The organism is Winogradskyella psychrotolerans (assembly GCF_018860545.1).
Taxonomy (GTDB): domain Bacteria; phylum Bacteroidota; class Bacteroidia; order Flavobacteriales; family Flavobacteriaceae; genus Winogradskyella; species Winogradskyella psychrotolerans_A.
In genome coordinates, this window is the sequence record NZ_JAHKPN010000012.1 from 150,327 (window position 1) to 167,665 (window position 17,339).

Below are 17,339 nucleotides of genomic sequence, written 5' to 3' on the forward strand. Positions count from 1 at the left end.
GTTTAGTTCCTTTTAATGATTACTTTTTTCGTAATCCATTGATTGGTTTGATTCACTACTTTTACAATATAAGTTCCGGTAGATACTTTAGAAATATCAATACCATTACTCAATTCTTGTTGGTCTTTATTGTGGTATTGGTGTATGGTTTGCCCTAACATATTAATGATACTTACAGATTGTGCTCCGCTTACAAGTCCTTCAATATATAGTTTTCGTTCTTTATTATTGACATACACTTGAACATCATTTAATTGCACCTCTGAAACACTAAGCGCATATTCATTTTGGAACACGATATCGAATCTATCTGAAAATAAGCCCGACTCACTAACAAAACTATAATCTGAATTTCTAATATCTGTATAACTATTTTCGTAATTATCTCTTAAATAAACGGCTTGAGACGTCTCAAAATCCTCAAAATCTGTTGCCGAAATAGTACATATTTGTTGTTCGGACGATTTGTAAATTAATGGAATCACTTTATCCAAAGTTATGCCTGAATACGCTTGTGTAACCATTGAACTGCCTTCAAACAGCGTATAAAAATCATTTGCTTGTACATCTGACATCTTCCCATCATAACCATAATCAAAACCTTCAGATGTAAAATCACTAAAACCAAGAACCATTTCTCTACTAAATTCGTTATCTGCTTCAAATTTTAAATGAAGCTTTTGCATTATATCTTCAACATTTTCTGAACTAACATTAGCTTCTGTTGCGGTGTTGGCTGTTCTAAAAAAGACACTCTCTCCGGTAGATTGTTTCTTATAGATACGTTGACCGTTATTAAATTCAATATGACCATCATTTATGACTTCTGTGAAAAACGCCTGACCAACACTAATATACTGAGTGGGTGTTAGTGTCCCATCTTGAGAACCATTGTTCCCACCACTTAAACCTTCAAATTGATAAGCTTTAATTTTTGCCATTTTATTGATAATAGCATAACCACCTTCGTATTCACTTATATAATGTGAGTTACCAGCCCATTGCTCCCATAGATATAATGTACCATCAATAACACCTGCATTATCATCAATAAATTGATGTGCATCGATAGCAGAAGGATAAGGATTACCTACCAATGTTGTCGTAAGCGTTACATCGGGTTCACTCTCGTTAGCAGAATCACCATCTACGTCATCTGCAGCTATTAAAATAGTGCCGTTATTTGGCTTTCCTTCAAATATATAGTCTTGCGTTGTACCTGCATTACCAGTTCCTTTATGAATATAGCCCACTCCTGGATTTAATTGAGTCGTTGGTGAGTAACTTTCCCAATCGTAATACGTAATCCCATTTAAGAAGGTATACATCCAACGCGTACTGATTTTCCCTATTTCATTGTATGCGGATGTAAATTCAACCGCATTAGTGTTGCCTTCTTTTAAAGTATTAATACGAAAGTTAGAATTATTAACATTATTAGAAGCTGTATTATTATCTAAAAGTGATGTTGCTCCTACAGCTCCAATTGGAGAAGAAAAGTAATTATATCGAAATGAGTTGGATGTTCCTGTTTGGCGTCTTAAAATTTTACCTGTTGCGGACGTTACTAAATCACTATTAACTCCTTGTATTAATTGAGAATCGTTCTTTAAGTCTAAGACACCATTAAGTTCTAAATACCAGGTATTATTAATTTCGTTTTCTCCATCAATAGTAAGTGTTTTATCAGTATCTACTATAAGTCCAAGTCTTGTATGAGAAGTTGTAGAGGTGATATTATTTTTGATATGCACAATTGACCAATCTTTTTCAAATATCTCGTCTGAGATATCCCATACATCTCCATATAACCAAGATTCTGGACTAGACCAATCTCCATCAGCACTAGTGACATAAGGCATAGGTGCTGTTTGCGGCTTTACCGTATTAATATTATGCATTTTTAAATTATGTGAATGAGTTGATTCATCTAACATTTCTGATTTTAGAATATTAGACATCGGATAATAAGCTTGAAGATTACCCCAAGATACACGTTCTAAAGTTTGTGAATCCTGAATAGTCTTAGGTAGTATATTACCCCTAACATTACCTTCATTATTTTCAATCTCTTGACACATCATTTGTTGTATTTGTTGCGCAGAAAGAGCATCTTCAAAAATCCTTACTTCATCAATAGTTCCATTAAAATGGGCAGATCCGGATGGGCTTGTATTTGTTGGATAACGCCCTATTGTAAATGGTCTACTTGAATAAATGTGATCAGTACCATTATAATTTTTAGTAAGTAACGTTGAATTCAAATTAGCATCCGTTTCAGTATTTAACAGCTCCCCATTAAGATATACTTTTAAAGAGTTTGTTGTAGAATCAAAAACACCAGTGACATGGTACCATACATCATTTTCCATTTTTCTGTTGTCTGTAGAAAGTTGTTCTACATTAAGACTGTTACTCGGATAATTACTCGAAGCGGTGACTTGTTCTTGTGTATAGACAACAAATGCTGGTTTTCTTCCTTTCGTTATCGTCAAACGCATGTTTTCCTGACCAGCAATACTATAAACAGAACTTAAATTCCCAGTTGCAGTATTAGCATTAATTTTTACCCAAGCCATTATGGTTCCTTCATTCCAATCTTCAATAAAAGCAGGTGTGTCTAAGTAATCATCTAAACCATCAAAATCTACTGATCCTGAAGAAAAATAAACATCAATATCATCTCTATAATCTAATTCCCCTCCTAGAGATAAATCTCCATCAGTATCTGGCAAAACAGATAAGTCTAATGGATTCTCAATATCTTCATTAATGTCTAAAACAGCATCGTTAATATTAGTAGTTTCAAAGTTATCATCTAAACCATCTTCATCGGCATCATTTCCTGATAGCGTATTAGCCATTCCATTTTCTTGAATATCTGGAGTTCCATCATTGTCACTATCTGAGTCTTTATAATCTGGGATAGTATCGCCATCAGTATCTTCTAGGCTTGCAAAACCAGATCCGTAATTATCGTCTACACCATCGTTGTTTAAATCTACCATTGTTGCTCCATGACCACTCGGAGAAATATAACCACCTGTTGATTGTGCCTCTACATTATCTGGTATACCGTCATTATCTGAATCTATATCTAAATAATCTTGAATCCCGTCATAATCTGTATCTGTACAAATGTTGTCTGACAATACGGAAAAAGGAATTAATGTTTTAGAAATAGTTGCGCTAGAATAAGACACGCTTAAAGATTCTAATCCACCTCTTTCATAAAATAATATAGTAATTGGGTATATACCTTGAGTTAGCGCTACAGTACCAGATCTCTCTTGTGAAGAATGATCCCCATCGTTATCAACAATCTCATTACCATCTATAAACAATTTAGAACCGTCATCAGAAGTTGTATAAAAGGTATATGTTTCTTCTGTATTAATAGTAATATAGCCTGTATATCGAATCGCAAAATTATCGTGATCTCCAGGTGTGATTAGACTCCAAAGAGCATCTACATCGATTTCAGAAACACTACCTGTTGCTGTGGCTCCTGTAGTTGGAATATTGTCTACACTTGGTGAGACATTTATATCATAAAATTCATAAGAGAGAATATGATTAATTTCATCACATACCGCACCTTCATCTATATTTAGTATACCATCATTATCACTATCTAAATCTGTAGTATCACCTATACCATCACCATCCATATCTGAATCCAACGTAAGCGTGGCACTATGTTCTATTTGAACACACAAATTAGCTACATGTGTTACAACTAAAGTATATACACTACCGTCTAATCCTGTAACATCGGAAATATTCAAAGTATTAGATGTAACCCCTGTATAAACACCACTATTAGTTAGGTTTGCACCATTTAATTGCCATTGGTAGCTTAAGCCTGAACTCACATCTGAGGAGCTACTTGAATAATCTGGCACACCTCCCGTCGCAAACGTAGTTGTACTTGTCGCTGTTGCACTAGTTATAGTAAAACTTGTAGCTCCGCCTGTTACAACTAACTGATCCGCTAAGGCTGTAGCATCTACAATAACTTCTGTTGCGGTTGTCACATTTGTAGTTGTACCAGTATATGCCGTTGAAGTACCTGTAACTAAACCATTAGCGTTAATGCCCGTACCATCTACGTATCCGTCGGCATTGCTATCTTCATGACCTGCTTCTATAACATCATAACAGCCATCACCATCACTATCTATATTCTGAAAGTCGAAATGACCATCCCCAGAAGTATCAATTGGTGTCGTTGCTTCAGCAATATCATCAGCACCGTTATTATTACCATCACTAAAAGAGGCATCGTTACTATCTATTACTCCATCGTTATTGGTGTCTAAACTCCCATTACCAGCTTCTTCTACATCGTATATACCATCATTGTCAGAATCTAAATCTAAATAATCTGGGATCCCATCATAGTCTGTATCTAAACAACTATTTTCTGATAGTACAGAAAAAGGAATTAATATTTTAGAAATAGTTGCGCTAGAATACGACATAGTTAAAGTCTCATCTCCTGTTCTTTCAAAAAATAGTATCGTGATTGGATAAATACCCTGGTTAAGCGCTATAGTTCCAGAGTTTTCTACCATACCATGCAAACCATCGTTATCAACAACCTCGTTTCCATCGATAAACAACTTAGAACCATCATCTGAACCTGTATAAAATGTATATGTTTCGGTGGTATTTATCTTAATAAAACCACTATATCGTATTGCAAAGGTATCATGATCACCTGGCGTAATAGAAGACCAAAGCGCGTCAACATCGATTTCAGACACACTACCTGTTGCTGTAGCACCAGTCGTTGGAATATTGTCTACGCTTGGTGAGACACTTAGATCATAAAACTCATAAGTCAGACTATTACTAATTACATTGCATACAGAACCTTCATTAATATCTAGTATACCATCGTTATCACTATCAATATCTGCATAATTATCATCTTCCTCACCATTAATTATAATCTTATAATCTTCAAATTCTTCTAATGCACCGTCTTCATTACCGCAAGGGTCGTCTGTATTTCTATAATAATGCTTAATACCTACACGCATAACTGTTTCCCCTAAACTAGCAGTAGTAGGCACTGCGAAACTCATAGAGTTTCCATCATCATAAACATCTTCTATATATGACACATTCTCATCGTCATCAAAAACACCATCTTGGTTATAATCAATAAATACAGTAGAACTCAAATTTTCAGTATCAGCATCTGAAGAAACCTCTAACGCGTATGAGTTACCTATCGTTAAATCAGCATAGCCTCCAGTATTAAAATAATTTGCATATCCAGCATCATCTCCAGAATCATTATTAATATCATAGATATCTCCCTCTAACAGAACGTTAGTTATATAATAATTCTCACCAGAGTTACTTGTTGGAATACAGTAATTGGAACCTGTTATATTTACTGAATAATCTTCTACTTCTCCAGCTTTTGATCTATAATCACAAGAGGTGTAATCCTGATTATCTTTTATATCCCTAAAACCGATACGCATTCTGGTAACTCCTTCTAGTACATCAGAAGGGATAGTGATACTTATCGGTACATTTGTAGACCCTCCTGATCCAGAAAAGGATTGTACAAAACTTTCTCCATCATCTTCAAAATTACCATTTTGATTAAAATCAATCCATATTGTAATTTGATTTCTAACGGTAGTGTTCCAATTATTAACCATAACAGTAACAGAACCACTTAAAACATCTCCACCGGATATATCCGTTGATTCTGAAGTATAATCTTGATAGCCTCCCGTTGTTCCACTTGTAGACTTATCGATACTTCCAAAATGAACATTTGAGATATAATTTATGTTATAAGTACCGATATTAGTAGGGTCACAATAAGTTATATCTCCAGGTTCTGTTTCAGTAGTTGAATCTGTAATATTCACTGAATAATCTTCTACTTCTCCAGCTTTTGATCTATAATCACAAGAGGTGTAATCCTCATTATCTTTTATATCCCTAAAACCGATACGCATTCTGGTAACTCCTTCTAGTACGTTAGAAGGGATAGTGATACTTATTGGTACATTTGTAGCCCCTCCTGTTCCAGAAAAGGATTGCACAAAACTTTCTCCATCATCTTCAAAATTACCATTTTGATTAAAATCAATCCATACTGTAATTTGATTTCTAACGGTAGTGTTCCAATTATTAACCATAACAGTAACAGAACCACTTAAAACATCTCCTCCAGATATATCCGTTGATTCTGAAGTATAATCTTGATAGCCTCCCGTTGTTCCACTTGTAGACTTATCGATACTTCCAAAATGAACATTTGAAATATAATTTATGTTATAAGTACCGATATTAGCAGGTTCACAATACTGCGCATAACCCTGAAAGGATATAGAAATTATTATAAGTAATAATTTCAAATTATTTTTTATCATCATAGCAAATTACATCAAACACTAGTTATCAATATGTTAAGAATTCTCAATATTTATTGAGGCAAACATAGGATAAAAAACGTAAAAAACACGATAAAGTGCATATTTTCTCGTTTAAATGTATTTTTATAAAGTTTTTACTTACTATTTTGAAAATGGAAAACTTTGAAAATCAGACTAGAAACCCAACTAAATCTTCAATTTTAGAAATCAATTTAATTTTAATTACTGTATTTTTTAAAGCTATTTTATTGTATTTCGATACAAAAATGGTAGAAAAACCTAACTTTTCAGCTTCTAGAATGCGCTGTTCTACACGTTGTATTGGTCTAATTTCTCCAGAAAGCCCTACTTCTGCTGCAAAACAGAAATCACTTTGCAAAGCCACATCCTCGTTAGATGAAAGAATAGCAGCAACAACGGCTAAATCTATTGCAGGATCATCAACGGTGATGCCTCCGGTAATATTTAAAAACACATCCTTTGCTCCTAAGCGGAAACCTGCGCGTTTTTCTAAAACCGCCAGCAACATGTTTAGTCGTTTAGCATTAAACCCTGTGGCAGATCGTTGTGGAGTTCCATAAACAGCCGTACTAACCAAGGCTTGTACTTCTATCATTAGAGGTCGCATTCCTTCTAAAGTAGCAGCAACTGCATTACCAGATAATTCTCCATCTTTTTCAGAAATTAATATTTCGGATGGATTAGAGACTTCACGTAGCCCTGAACCTTGCATTTCATAAATCCCCAATTCGTTTGTAGAACCGAATCGGTTTTTGTTAGCTCTTAGAATTCTGAATACATGATTTCGATCTCCTTCAAATTGAAGAACGGTATCCACCATATGTTCTAAGATTTTTGGACCTGCAATATTACCATCTTTAGTAATATGACCAATTAATAATACCGGTGTAGACGTTTCTTTGGCAAATTTAATTAGTTCAGATGTACACTCTTTTACTTGAGAAATACTCCCTGCAGATGATTCTATGTAATCGCTATGTAACGTTTGTATAGAATCTATAACCACAATATCCGGCTCCAAAGCTTCAATTTGTTTGAATATATTTTGGGTTTTTGTTTCGGTAAGAATATAGCAATTACTGCTATTAGAACTGATACGTTCTGCACGCATTCTAATTTGCTTCTGGCTTTCTTCACCAGATACATAAAGGGTTTTGTATTGTAATTTTAAGGCAATTTGAAGTAACAGTGTACTTTTCCCTATTCCTGGCTCACCACCTAATAAGGTTAGTGACCCATTAACCATTCCACCTCCGAGAACGCGATTAAACTCCCCATCTTGCATGTCTAAACGTGCTTCTTGAGATGTATCAATTTCATTAATTAATAATGGTTTAGACGTACGCTTAGATGTAGATGTTGGTGATTTCCAATCGCTTTTTTCGGGTTTTTGAATAACTTCTTCGGCAATGGTATTCCATTCTTTACAAGATGTACATTGACCTTGCCATTTGGCATATTGACTACCACAATTTTGACAAAAAAATGTTGTTTTTATTTTAGCCATATCTATTTTCCGAGACGTCGGAACTCTCTTAAATTATAAATATGGTAAAATTAAGATATTTTTAATTGATGTCTTTAAACCAACTCATAATAGCTAAAATTTTTAAGGTCGCTAATTTTGCAGGTAAATCTGAGAACATATACACCTTAGCTTTGCCGTACACCGCCTCAAAGAAATAATCCGTTGATAGTCTGTATCTTCTAGTTTTCTTCATCATCACCTTCACTATCATCAATCTCTTCATCTAAATCAGCTACAGTTAATTCATCAATCTTAGAAAAGATGAACTCCCTATTTATATGACTTACATCATTTAATGTTAAAGCGGATTCGTATAATTTTTTTGCTTTTTTAGTTTTACCTAATTTTTCTGCAGATTGTGCTAAATAATAAGTACCCATTAAAGATTCTGGATGAAGTTTATTAGCTAAATCACCTAATTTATTAAGAGATTTTAAATCTTCGCGCTGCTCAGCAATTTTAACCACTTTCTCTATTTCATCGATGCTAATTTCCTTTTTAATACCGAATAATTTTTCTATTCTCTTATATCTATCCGTCAAGTAATTATCTAAGGTACCTTCGTAAGGTAATACTTTTTCTTCAAGCTCCTTCTCTCTTAAGGGATTGTAGATATCGAAAATCTTTTCAAAAGATCTCGCCAAAGCACTGGTCACTAACGTATAGTGATTTTCATCTTTAAAATCATCGAAATAATAAGTCACATTCTGATTATCCAGTTCTTGTAATTGCGAATTTGTTGACAAAATACTTTCTCTAAGATGTGGAATATCCTTTTCTGCAGTCGCTAAATAATAGAAAACATCTTTCTTAAAAAGATTTAAACGTTTGCCTATAAAGTTATTTAAAGACCCTATAAAATCTGGACTAATACAAACATACGCTTGAAATACTAAATCCTCCTTAAATAAATACGAGTTAATTAAATTACCCATATTATCATGACCTACAGCCACTTTAAATTTACTGGTGTTGTATTTTTTGTCTATATAAGGTAGTAATTCATCTGAAACAAAATCGTGAAATCGAAGACCAGATTCTGTAGGTAATCCTGTAGCAGGATCGTAATAGCCATCGTAAAAGCGGTTTTCACCTTGCATAATACCTACAACTATAGACCCAGGCATATTGTCAAAATAAGTTTGAAAATCGATTTGCCCCACTACCGGCTCAAATAAATAATCTCCATCAAAAACAATGATTACAGGATACTTTACGTCAGCATTCGCATCATAATCCTTTGGAAGTTTAACTTTTAGTTTTCGAACGGCATTCAGTTTAGCCGAAGATATTTCTTGATAAGTGATTTGTGCATAAGAAAATGCGCAAATTAAACAGGCAAGAACAACAAAAATAGTTTTTCTCATGACAAGTAGGTTTGATTTGGGACTTCAAACATACTTAATTATCGCTAAATTGTCAATTTTTTTCGATGAAATGCACTGTTATTTCATTTTATCCTGTATTTCATACATTTTATCTAACATCATTTCTTTATCGATATATTGAGAAGGCTCTAATAATAATCCAGATTTATAGCGCTGTAACGCTCGCTTTAAATTCCCCTCTTTTTCATTGATCATACCTGAATAATAAGCACTTAACATGGATTTAGGGAAATTCTTACTCACTAGTTTTGATAATTTTTGCAATGATTCTAAATCATCCTTTTTATTACTAGCCGCTGCAATAGCTCTAATATCATTTTCAATCAATGTTTTTTCAAAACCATAAAAATGTTCTATGTCTTCATACTTTTTAATCAAATAATCATAAGGAGAACCTTCAAAGGTGAGTACTTTCTCTGAATATTCTTTAGCATTAATAGGTTTAAAAGGTGTAAATATCTGATTTAACGCTTTAGGAATCCCTCTACCCACTAATGAATAATGATTGGCATCTTCAAAATCATCAAACTTATATAGAAAATTTTTATTTTCTATAGCTGACAAAACCGAGTGACCTTCTACAACTGAAGCTCTAACCGCTTTTATATCAGCATCTGCAGTAGCCATATAATAAAACATTTCTTTCTGTAATATAGATAAGCGTTGTTGCAATCTGTTTGTCATTTCTGGCGCAAAATCCGGACTTAAGGCCACATAAGCTCTAAATATAGGATCATCTTTAAAGAGGTAATAATTTATAAAATTAGCACTTAAATCATGCCCAACGATAATTCTGAAATTTGAGGCGTTATAATTTTCTTCAATAAACGGCAATAATTCCGCAGCCATAAATTCGTAAAAAGAAGCTCCATTATGTGATGGAAAATAAGATTCATCATCATAATAAAAATCATCTACCCTTGTATCTGCCTGATTAATACCAACAACAATACAGTCTGGAATATCTTCCCAATACGATTGGTAATCTATATTACCAGCGACTGGTTCAAATAAATAATCACCATCTAAAACGATAATCAAAGGATACGTCCGTTTTTCTTCAGGATTATAATTCCTTGGTAATTGAATTTTCAATTCGCGTGTACCCTCGAGCTTATAAGAATCAATCGTTTTATAAATTGCTTGGGAATAAACATTAAAGCCGATAAAAAGAGCTATAAGAAGTAGGTGAAATTTCTTCATATTATGCATAATTAAAAATTATTTGAAGTAAGATAAAAATATTTTTTATACTATTGATTTCTTTCTATTGTAAATAGGTAAATATAACAATGATAACCCACCAATAACAATAATAATTAACGTTTGGGTTGACCATACTATCCATCCAAACGCTCTACTCGGATCATCCGCCATTCCAAACAATGAAAAAGCAATAACAACTGCTTCAGGAAATGAACCAATGCCACCATTGGTGGCTGCAATACTGAAACTAGAGAGGATAAATCCAATAAGAATTGCAGCTAATGTTATGTTCTGTAATTCAGGCAAGGCAAATGTAGTCACATAAAACATCAGTACATACATTGCCCAAATAAACAAAGTATGCCCAATAAAAGCCCACTTTTTTTTCATTTTAAAAATACTAAGTGCTCCTTCCAATAAACCAAAAACAAATCCTTTAACTTTTAATGCGAATTTAGATCTACCCTTCCTTATAAATAAGAATAACAACAAAGCTCCCAAAAACATTAGTACTCCAACTAACACTAAAGACGTTGAATTAAATTTACCTTTAAAAAAAGTATATATAAATTCGAATTCTAAAAAAAAGGCAATACATACAATTAACAGCAACATAATTGTATCAGCTATGCGTTCCGCAACTATAGTTCCAAAACCTTTATCAAACGGAATGTCTTCATAATTCTTTAAAATCGTAGCTCTTGCAACCTCTCCTGCACGTGGAATAGTGAAATTAATGAGATAGGCGGCATAGACTCCCATTAAACTATTTCCAAATTTTGGTTTAAATCCCAAAGGTTCCACCATAAATAGCCAACGGTATGCCCTAGACATATGACTCAAAATACCTAAACTAACACCAAGAACTATCCAAGTGTAATCAGCATCCTTAAAATACTGAATTAACGTAGGAATAGAAATTTTAGATAAAGAATACCACACCAGTCCAACTCCTAAGAGTAATGGCAATACAACTTTTAGAGTGGATTTAGCTTTAGCCACCGGTTTACTTTAGGAGGTTCGTAGCTTCGTCAGGAAATACCAATGAAGGTTTAAATACTTTCGCTTCTTCAATATCCATAAATGCGTAAGTAATAAGAATAAGCGTGTCTCCTACAGCCACTTTGCGTGCTGCAGCTCCATTAAGGGTAATTTCACCACTATTACGAGGACCAGGAATACAATACGTTTCCAAGCGCTCACCATTGTCATTATTAACAATCTGAACCTTTTCGCCTTGTATAATATTAGCAGCTTCCATTAAGTCTTCGTCAATGGTTATACTACCAATATAATTAAGTTTGGCACCTGTAACCTTTACACGATGAATTTTAGATTTAACAACTTGTATTTGCATACCACAAAGATAATTAATTTAAAGCGATATTATCTATCAATCTTATATCGCCTGCATATGTAGCTATAAACGCTCTATATGACTTTTTTGTTGATTTTCGTTTTACTGGTTTTAGAGTTGCTATGTCGGCAATTATAAAATACTCTAGTTCTAAGAGCGGTTGGTTTTTAAATTGCGAATTAACCCATTCCGTTACTGTTGTAGCACTTTTTGTGCCAAACTTTACTTTGGCAGCTTTTAGCGTTTCGTATATAAATGGAGCAGCAATTCTATGGTCTAGAGATAATCTTGCATTTCTAGAACTCATAGCCAAACCATCCGCTGCTCTATGAATTGGACAGCCGATAATCTCAACAGGTATATGATGTAATTCTACAAGTTTTCTAATAATTTGTAATTGCTGAAAATCCTTTTCTCCAAAATAAGCACGATGTGGCGCTACTATTTCCAACAATCGCTTAACAATGGTGCCAACTCCATCAAAATGTCCTTTTCTAAAAGCACCTTCCATTTCATGTTCCAAACCTTCAAAGGTAAAAGTTTCCGACGCAATATGGTCTCCGTAAATATCATCAGCAGACGGAGCGTAAACAATAATACGATCAGAATTCACTGTACTTAAGAGTGACATATCAGCCTCTAAAGTTCTTGGGTATTTCACCAAATCTTCCTTATTATCAAATTGGGTAGGATTAACAAAAATACTGACCACCACAAGATCGTTTTCCAACAATCCGCTATTAACCAATGACAAATGCCCTTGATGTAATGCTCCCATGGTTGGTACAAATCCAATAGTACTACCATTAGCTTTTAACACACCAATATGAGCTGATAATTCTTCTTTATTTTTAAAGTTCTTCAATGCCGTAACAAAAGTTTAACGCATGCAAACATAATATAATACTAGCAATCTGCCCAAAATTTTGTAATTTTGCATGTTTTTTACTATCAATATCAAAAGCAGCAGATTTATGAAAGATAAACGAATATTATATGTGTCCTCGGAAGTTGTTCCATATTTACCAGAAACTGAAATTTCTTCAATGTCCTTTGAAGCCCCAAGAATGGTAAACAAACAAGGAGGTCAAATAAGAATATTTATGCCTCGCTTTGGAAATATTAATGAAAGAAGACACCAATTACACGAAGTTATCAGACTTTCTGGTATTAATTTAGTGATTAATGATTTAGACATGCCATTGATTATTAAGGTAGCGTCTATCCCTAAAGAACGTATTCAAGTTTACTTTATAGATAATGAAGATTATTTTAAAAGAAAAGCAACTTTAACTGATGAAAACGGCCAATTATTTTCAGACAATGATGAACGCGCCATTTTCTTTGCAAAAGGTGTTATAGAAACTGTTAAAAAATTGAATTGGGCACCAGATATTATTCATGTGAATGGTTGGCTAGCCTCCCTATTACCATTATACTTAAAGGAATTTTACAAAACAGAACCTTTATTCACTGAAAGTAAAATAGTTACCTCTGTATACAATCAAAGCTTTGAAGGCACGTTAGATAAAGACATGATTTCTAAAGTGAATTTTGATGGATTAGATGCCGAAACAACGGAACTGCTGAAGCAACCTGATTATATTAATTTAATGAAAGTTGCTATAGATAACTCTGATGCTATTATTAGAGGTTCTGAGGAATTACCTGAAGAATTAGACACTTATTTAAACGATCTAACCAAACCTGTATTAGAGTATTATTCAATTGAAGAATTTGCAGATCCTTACACAGAGTTTTATAATAACACTGTATCAAACAGTTAATATTACCTATGAAAAAAAATAGAATTGTCCTTCAAATCATATCTTTTGGCCTTATTATTTTAAGTTTTATTGCCTGTGACGATGATTATGCAACCCTAGAGTCGGATGTTATCAACGGTGGTATAGCCACAAATTTTGATATAGACACTGATCAATACGACGTAATTACTTACACAAAAGCTCTAGCACCAGTCCAAACAAATCGTCTTCAATTAACCACATTAGGCATTTATGATGACATATATGGTAGAACAACCTCAAGTTTTGTAACCCAATTAACACCAACGACCTATAATCCAGATTTTGGAGATGAAGCTAAGGTTGACTCTGTCGTTGTAACGCTCCCATATTTTAGTACTATTACCGGAACTGATGATGATGGCAATCTTACTTACAGCCTAGATTCAGTAATATCAAAAGGAGAGGATTACAGTAAAATAAAGTTAAGCATCTTTGAAAACAACTATTTTATTAGAGATTTTGACCCAACTGCTGGTTTTGGAGAACAACAAGCTTATTTTTCAGATAAAACCGCTTCAGCATCTGAAACAATAGCAACTACTGCTTTAGAGGGTACAGAACTTACGTTTGTTGACTATGACGATAACACGGGTAGTATTATGACGGTAGTGGGTAATGAAATTGACATAAACGAGAAAGCTTATAGCTTAAAAGACGTTAATGAATTAGATGAAAATGGTGATAAAACGTTATTATCAAATCAACCTCCGGCAATAAGAATTATGTTAGACCCAGAGTTTTGGGAAAATAAAATATTGGCAAAAGAAGGTGATGCTGTTTTAAGTAACTTAAATAATTTTACAGATTATTTTAGAGGTCTTTATTTTAAAGCGGAGGCCGTAGATGATGATGGTAGTTTTATGATTTTAAACACAGGAAGCGCAAACAACGCAAACATCACAATTTATTACTCAAAATTGACGGCATCAACCACAGACGATGCAGATGAAAGAGATAGCTCAACTTACGTTCTTAATTTAGGTTCAAATAAAATTAATTTTCTTGAAAATGATTTTACTCTACCATTAGCTGATGGAGATTCTGATGCTGGTGATAGTAGAATCTATTTAAAAGGTGGACAAGGTGCTATTGCTGGCATCAAATTATTTGAAGGTTATGATGATGAAGCTGGCATGAGTATCTATGACAAATTTAAAAGTGATTTTGTCAATTTAGAAGATAATAAATTCGAGAGTTCTAAACGCTTAGTTAACGAGGCAAATCTTGTTTTTTATGTAGATAGAGATCAATTAGACATGCTAAATGAAGACCCAGACAACGAACCTAATCGTCTTTACTTGTATGATGCAGTAAATAAAACACCGTTAATCGATTATTATTTAGATGCCTCTAATAGCTCTTTACCTTCGTATTCTAGAATTAGACATCTTGGTCGGTTAGAACGTGTAGATGACGAACCAAGTAATAAAGGTGTAAAATACAAATTGAGAATAACCGAGCATATCAATAATTTATTACTAAGAGATTCTACAAATGTTGAACTTGGCTTAGCGGTTTCTCTCAATGTAAATATTGAAGACCCAAGTGTTAGCATTTCGCAGAACAAGGTACAAACCGTTGACGATTTAGATTTAACAGTCCCTGTAAGTTCTATTCTATCACCTAGAGGAACAATATTGTATGGTAATAATACACCTGAATCTGATGAAAGTAAACGTGTATATTTAGAAATATATTATACAGAACCAAATTTCTAAAAACAAAGAACTATGTGTGGAATTGTTGGATACATTGGCCATAGAGAGGCTTATCCTATTATTATTAAAGGTCTTCAAAGACTAGAATATAGAGGTTATGATAGTGCTGGTATTGCCTTATATGATGGCAACGAGATTAAGCTATCAAAAACTAAAGGCAAAGTTTCTGACCTTAAAAATAAAATAGAGAATGAAATCTCTACAAAAGCAACTTTAGGGATTGGCCATACACGTTGGGCTACACACGGTGTACCAAACGATGTCAATTCTCACCCACACTACTCCAACTCTGGGGATTTAGTCATTATCCATAATGGTATAATTGAGAACTACGACTCACTTAAAAAAGAATTAATCAAACGCGGTTATACATTTCAGTCAGAAACAGACACTGAAGTATTAATTAATCTTATTGAAGAAGTAAAGAAAAACGATAATCTAAAGCTAGGCAAAGCTGTTCAAATCGCTCTAAACCAAGTGGTCGGAGCTTATGCTATTGCCGTTTTTGATAAAAACAAACCGAATGAAATTGTTGTAGCAAAACTCGGTAGCCCTTTAGCCATTGGTATTGGTGAAGATGAGTTTTTTATTGCAAGTGATGCTTCCCCTTTTATAGAATATACCAAAAATGCTATTTATCTTGAAGATGAAGAAATGGCAATTATTAGAAGAGGTAAACATATAAAGGTCAGAAAAATTAAGAATGATACCTTAGTAGATCCTTATGTTCAAGAACTTCAACTTAATTTAGAGCAAATTGAAAAAGGAGGTTACGATCACTTTATGCTTAAAGAGATCTACGAACAACCCAGTGCGATTTTAGACACCTTTAGAGGTCGTTTATTAAGCAACGAAGCCTTAATTAAATTGGCAGGTGTTGAAGATAACATGAAAAAATTCTTAGCAGCTGACCGAATTATCATTGTAGCTTGTGGTACATCTTGGCATGCTGGTTTAGTTGCAGAATATATTTTTGAAGATTTAGCAAGAATTCCTGTCGAAGTAGAATATGCTTCAGAATTTAGATATAGAAATCCGGTAATCACAGAAAAAGATGTTGTTATTGCGATTTCTCAATCCGGAGAAACTGCAGATACCTTGGCTGCCATCAAATTAGCAAAATCTAAAGGAGCTTTTGTTTTTGGTGTATGTAATGTTGTGGGTTCAACTATAGCAAGAGAAACAGACGCAGGCGCCTATACACATGCTGGTCCAGAAATTGGAGTTGCATCAACAAAAGCCTTTACAACTCAGATTACGGTGTTGACATTAATTGCATTGCGTTTAGCCAGAGCTAAAGGCACCATGTCGAGTTCAGAATTTAGACACCACCTCATTGAGTTAGAAACCATACCTAGCAAAGTTGAAGAAGCATTAAAATCTGATGCTTACGTAAAAACAGTGTCAGATATATATAAAGACTCAACTAATTTCTTGTACTTAGGTCGTGGATTTAATTTTCCAGTGGCATTAGAAGGGGCATTAAAATTAAAAGAGATTTCTTATATACACGCAGAAGGCTATCCAGCTGCAGAAATGAAGCATGGTCCAATTGCCTTAATTGACGAACAAATGCCAGTCGTTGTCATTGCAACTAAAAAAGGCCACTATGAAAAAGTGGTAAGCAACATTCAAGAAATAAAATCTAGAAAAGGTAAAATAATTGGTATTGTAACGAAAGGAGATACTAGTGTTAAAGAATTAGCCGATCATGTCATCGAAGTTCCAGAAACCTTAGAATGCTTAACACCATTATTAACGACGATACCTTTACAGTTATTATCTTATCATATTGCTGTAATGTTAGATAAAAATGTAGATCAACCGAGAAATTTAGCAAAATCGGTAACCGTAGAATAACTTTAAAGCGTTATAGAATTTTTTAAAAACGCTTTAAAATTGA

At 33.8% G+C, this 17,339-nt stretch carries 11 protein-coding genes; 3 read left to right on the forward strand and 8 right to left on the reverse strand.

Going from position 1 to position 17,339, the window contains the following annotated elements:
- Positions 1-2 precede the first annotated feature (2 nt).
- The 8 genes from KO515_RS07095 to panC all read right to left on the reverse strand — a co-directional run bounded on the left by KO515_RS07095 (position 3) and on the right by panC (position 12,775).
- The gene (locus tag KO515_RS07095; protein WP_215935686.1) at positions 3-6,392 is read right to left on the reverse strand and encodes a GEVED domain-containing protein; all 6,390 of its coding nucleotides are present in this window, start codon (positions 6,390-6,392) and stop codon (positions 3-5) included.
- A 187-nt stretch (positions 6,393-6,579) separates the two neighbouring features.
- Positions 6,580-7,938: a DNA repair protein RadA gene (gene radA / locus KO515_RS07100; protein WP_215935687.1), complete on the reverse strand. Its 1,359-nt coding sequence runs from the start codon at positions 7,936-7,938 to the stop codon at positions 6,580-6,582.
- Positions 7,939-7,999: 61 nt separating this feature from the next.
- Entirely contained in the window at positions 8,000-8,155 is a 156-nt protein-coding gene (locus tag KO515_RS07105; protein WP_215935688.1) for a hypothetical protein, read from the reverse strand.
- Positions 8,139-9,326: an alpha/beta hydrolase gene (locus KO515_RS07110; protein WP_215935689.1), complete on the reverse strand. Its 1,188-nt coding sequence runs from the start codon at positions 9,324-9,326 to the stop codon at positions 8,139-8,141. Before KO515_RS07110 ends, KO515_RS07105 begins: the two co-directional genes overlap by 17 nt.
- 78 nt (positions 9,327-9,404) lie before the next feature.
- Positions 9,405-10,550, reverse strand: coding sequence for an alpha/beta hydrolase (locus tag KO515_RS07115; protein ID WP_215935690.1), 1,146 nt, complete (start codon positions 10,548-10,550; stop codon positions 9,405-9,407).
- Between the two features lie 45 nt (positions 10,551-10,595).
- Complete coding sequence (locus KO515_RS07120; protein WP_215935691.1) at positions 10,596-11,555, reverse strand: lysylphosphatidylglycerol synthase transmembrane domain-containing protein; 960 nt, start codon at positions 11,553-11,555, stop codon at positions 10,596-10,598.
- A gap of 4 nt (positions 11,556-11,559) precedes the next feature.
- Entirely contained in the window at positions 11,560-11,910 is a 351-nt protein-coding gene (gene panD / locus KO515_RS07125) for an aspartate 1-decarboxylase (RefSeq protein WP_215935692.1), read from the reverse strand.
- A 13-nt stretch (positions 11,911-11,923) separates the two neighbouring features.
- Positions 11,924-12,775 carry a pantoate--beta-alanine ligase gene (panC, locus tag KO515_RS07130; protein WP_215935693.1) on the reverse strand — a complete coding sequence of 284 codons (852 nt, stop codon included), beginning with the start codon at positions 12,773-12,775 and terminating at the stop codon, positions 11,924-11,926.
- A 109-nt stretch (positions 12,776-12,884) separates the two neighbouring features.
- Here panC and KO515_RS07135 point away from each other — a divergent pair, with 109 nt between their 5' ends.
- The 3 genes from KO515_RS07135 to glmS are packed head-to-tail and all read left to right on the forward strand — an operon-like array spanning position 12,885 to position 17,296.
- Positions 12,885-13,697: a glycogen/starch synthase gene (locus KO515_RS07135; RefSeq protein ID WP_215935694.1), complete on the forward strand. Its 813-nt coding sequence runs from the start codon at positions 12,885-12,887 to the stop codon at positions 13,695-13,697.
- Between the two features lie 8 nt (positions 13,698-13,705).
- Complete coding sequence (locus KO515_RS07140; protein WP_215935695.1) at positions 13,706-15,436, forward strand: DUF4270 domain-containing protein; 1,731 nt, start codon at positions 13,706-13,708, stop codon at positions 15,434-15,436.
- A gap of 12 nt (positions 15,437-15,448) precedes the next feature.
- Positions 15,449-17,296: a glutamine--fructose-6-phosphate transaminase (isomerizing) gene (glmS, locus tag KO515_RS07145; protein WP_215935696.1), complete on the forward strand. Its 1,848-nt coding sequence runs from the start codon at positions 15,449-15,451 to the stop codon at positions 17,294-17,296.
- Positions 17,297-17,339 lie beyond the last annotated feature (43 nt).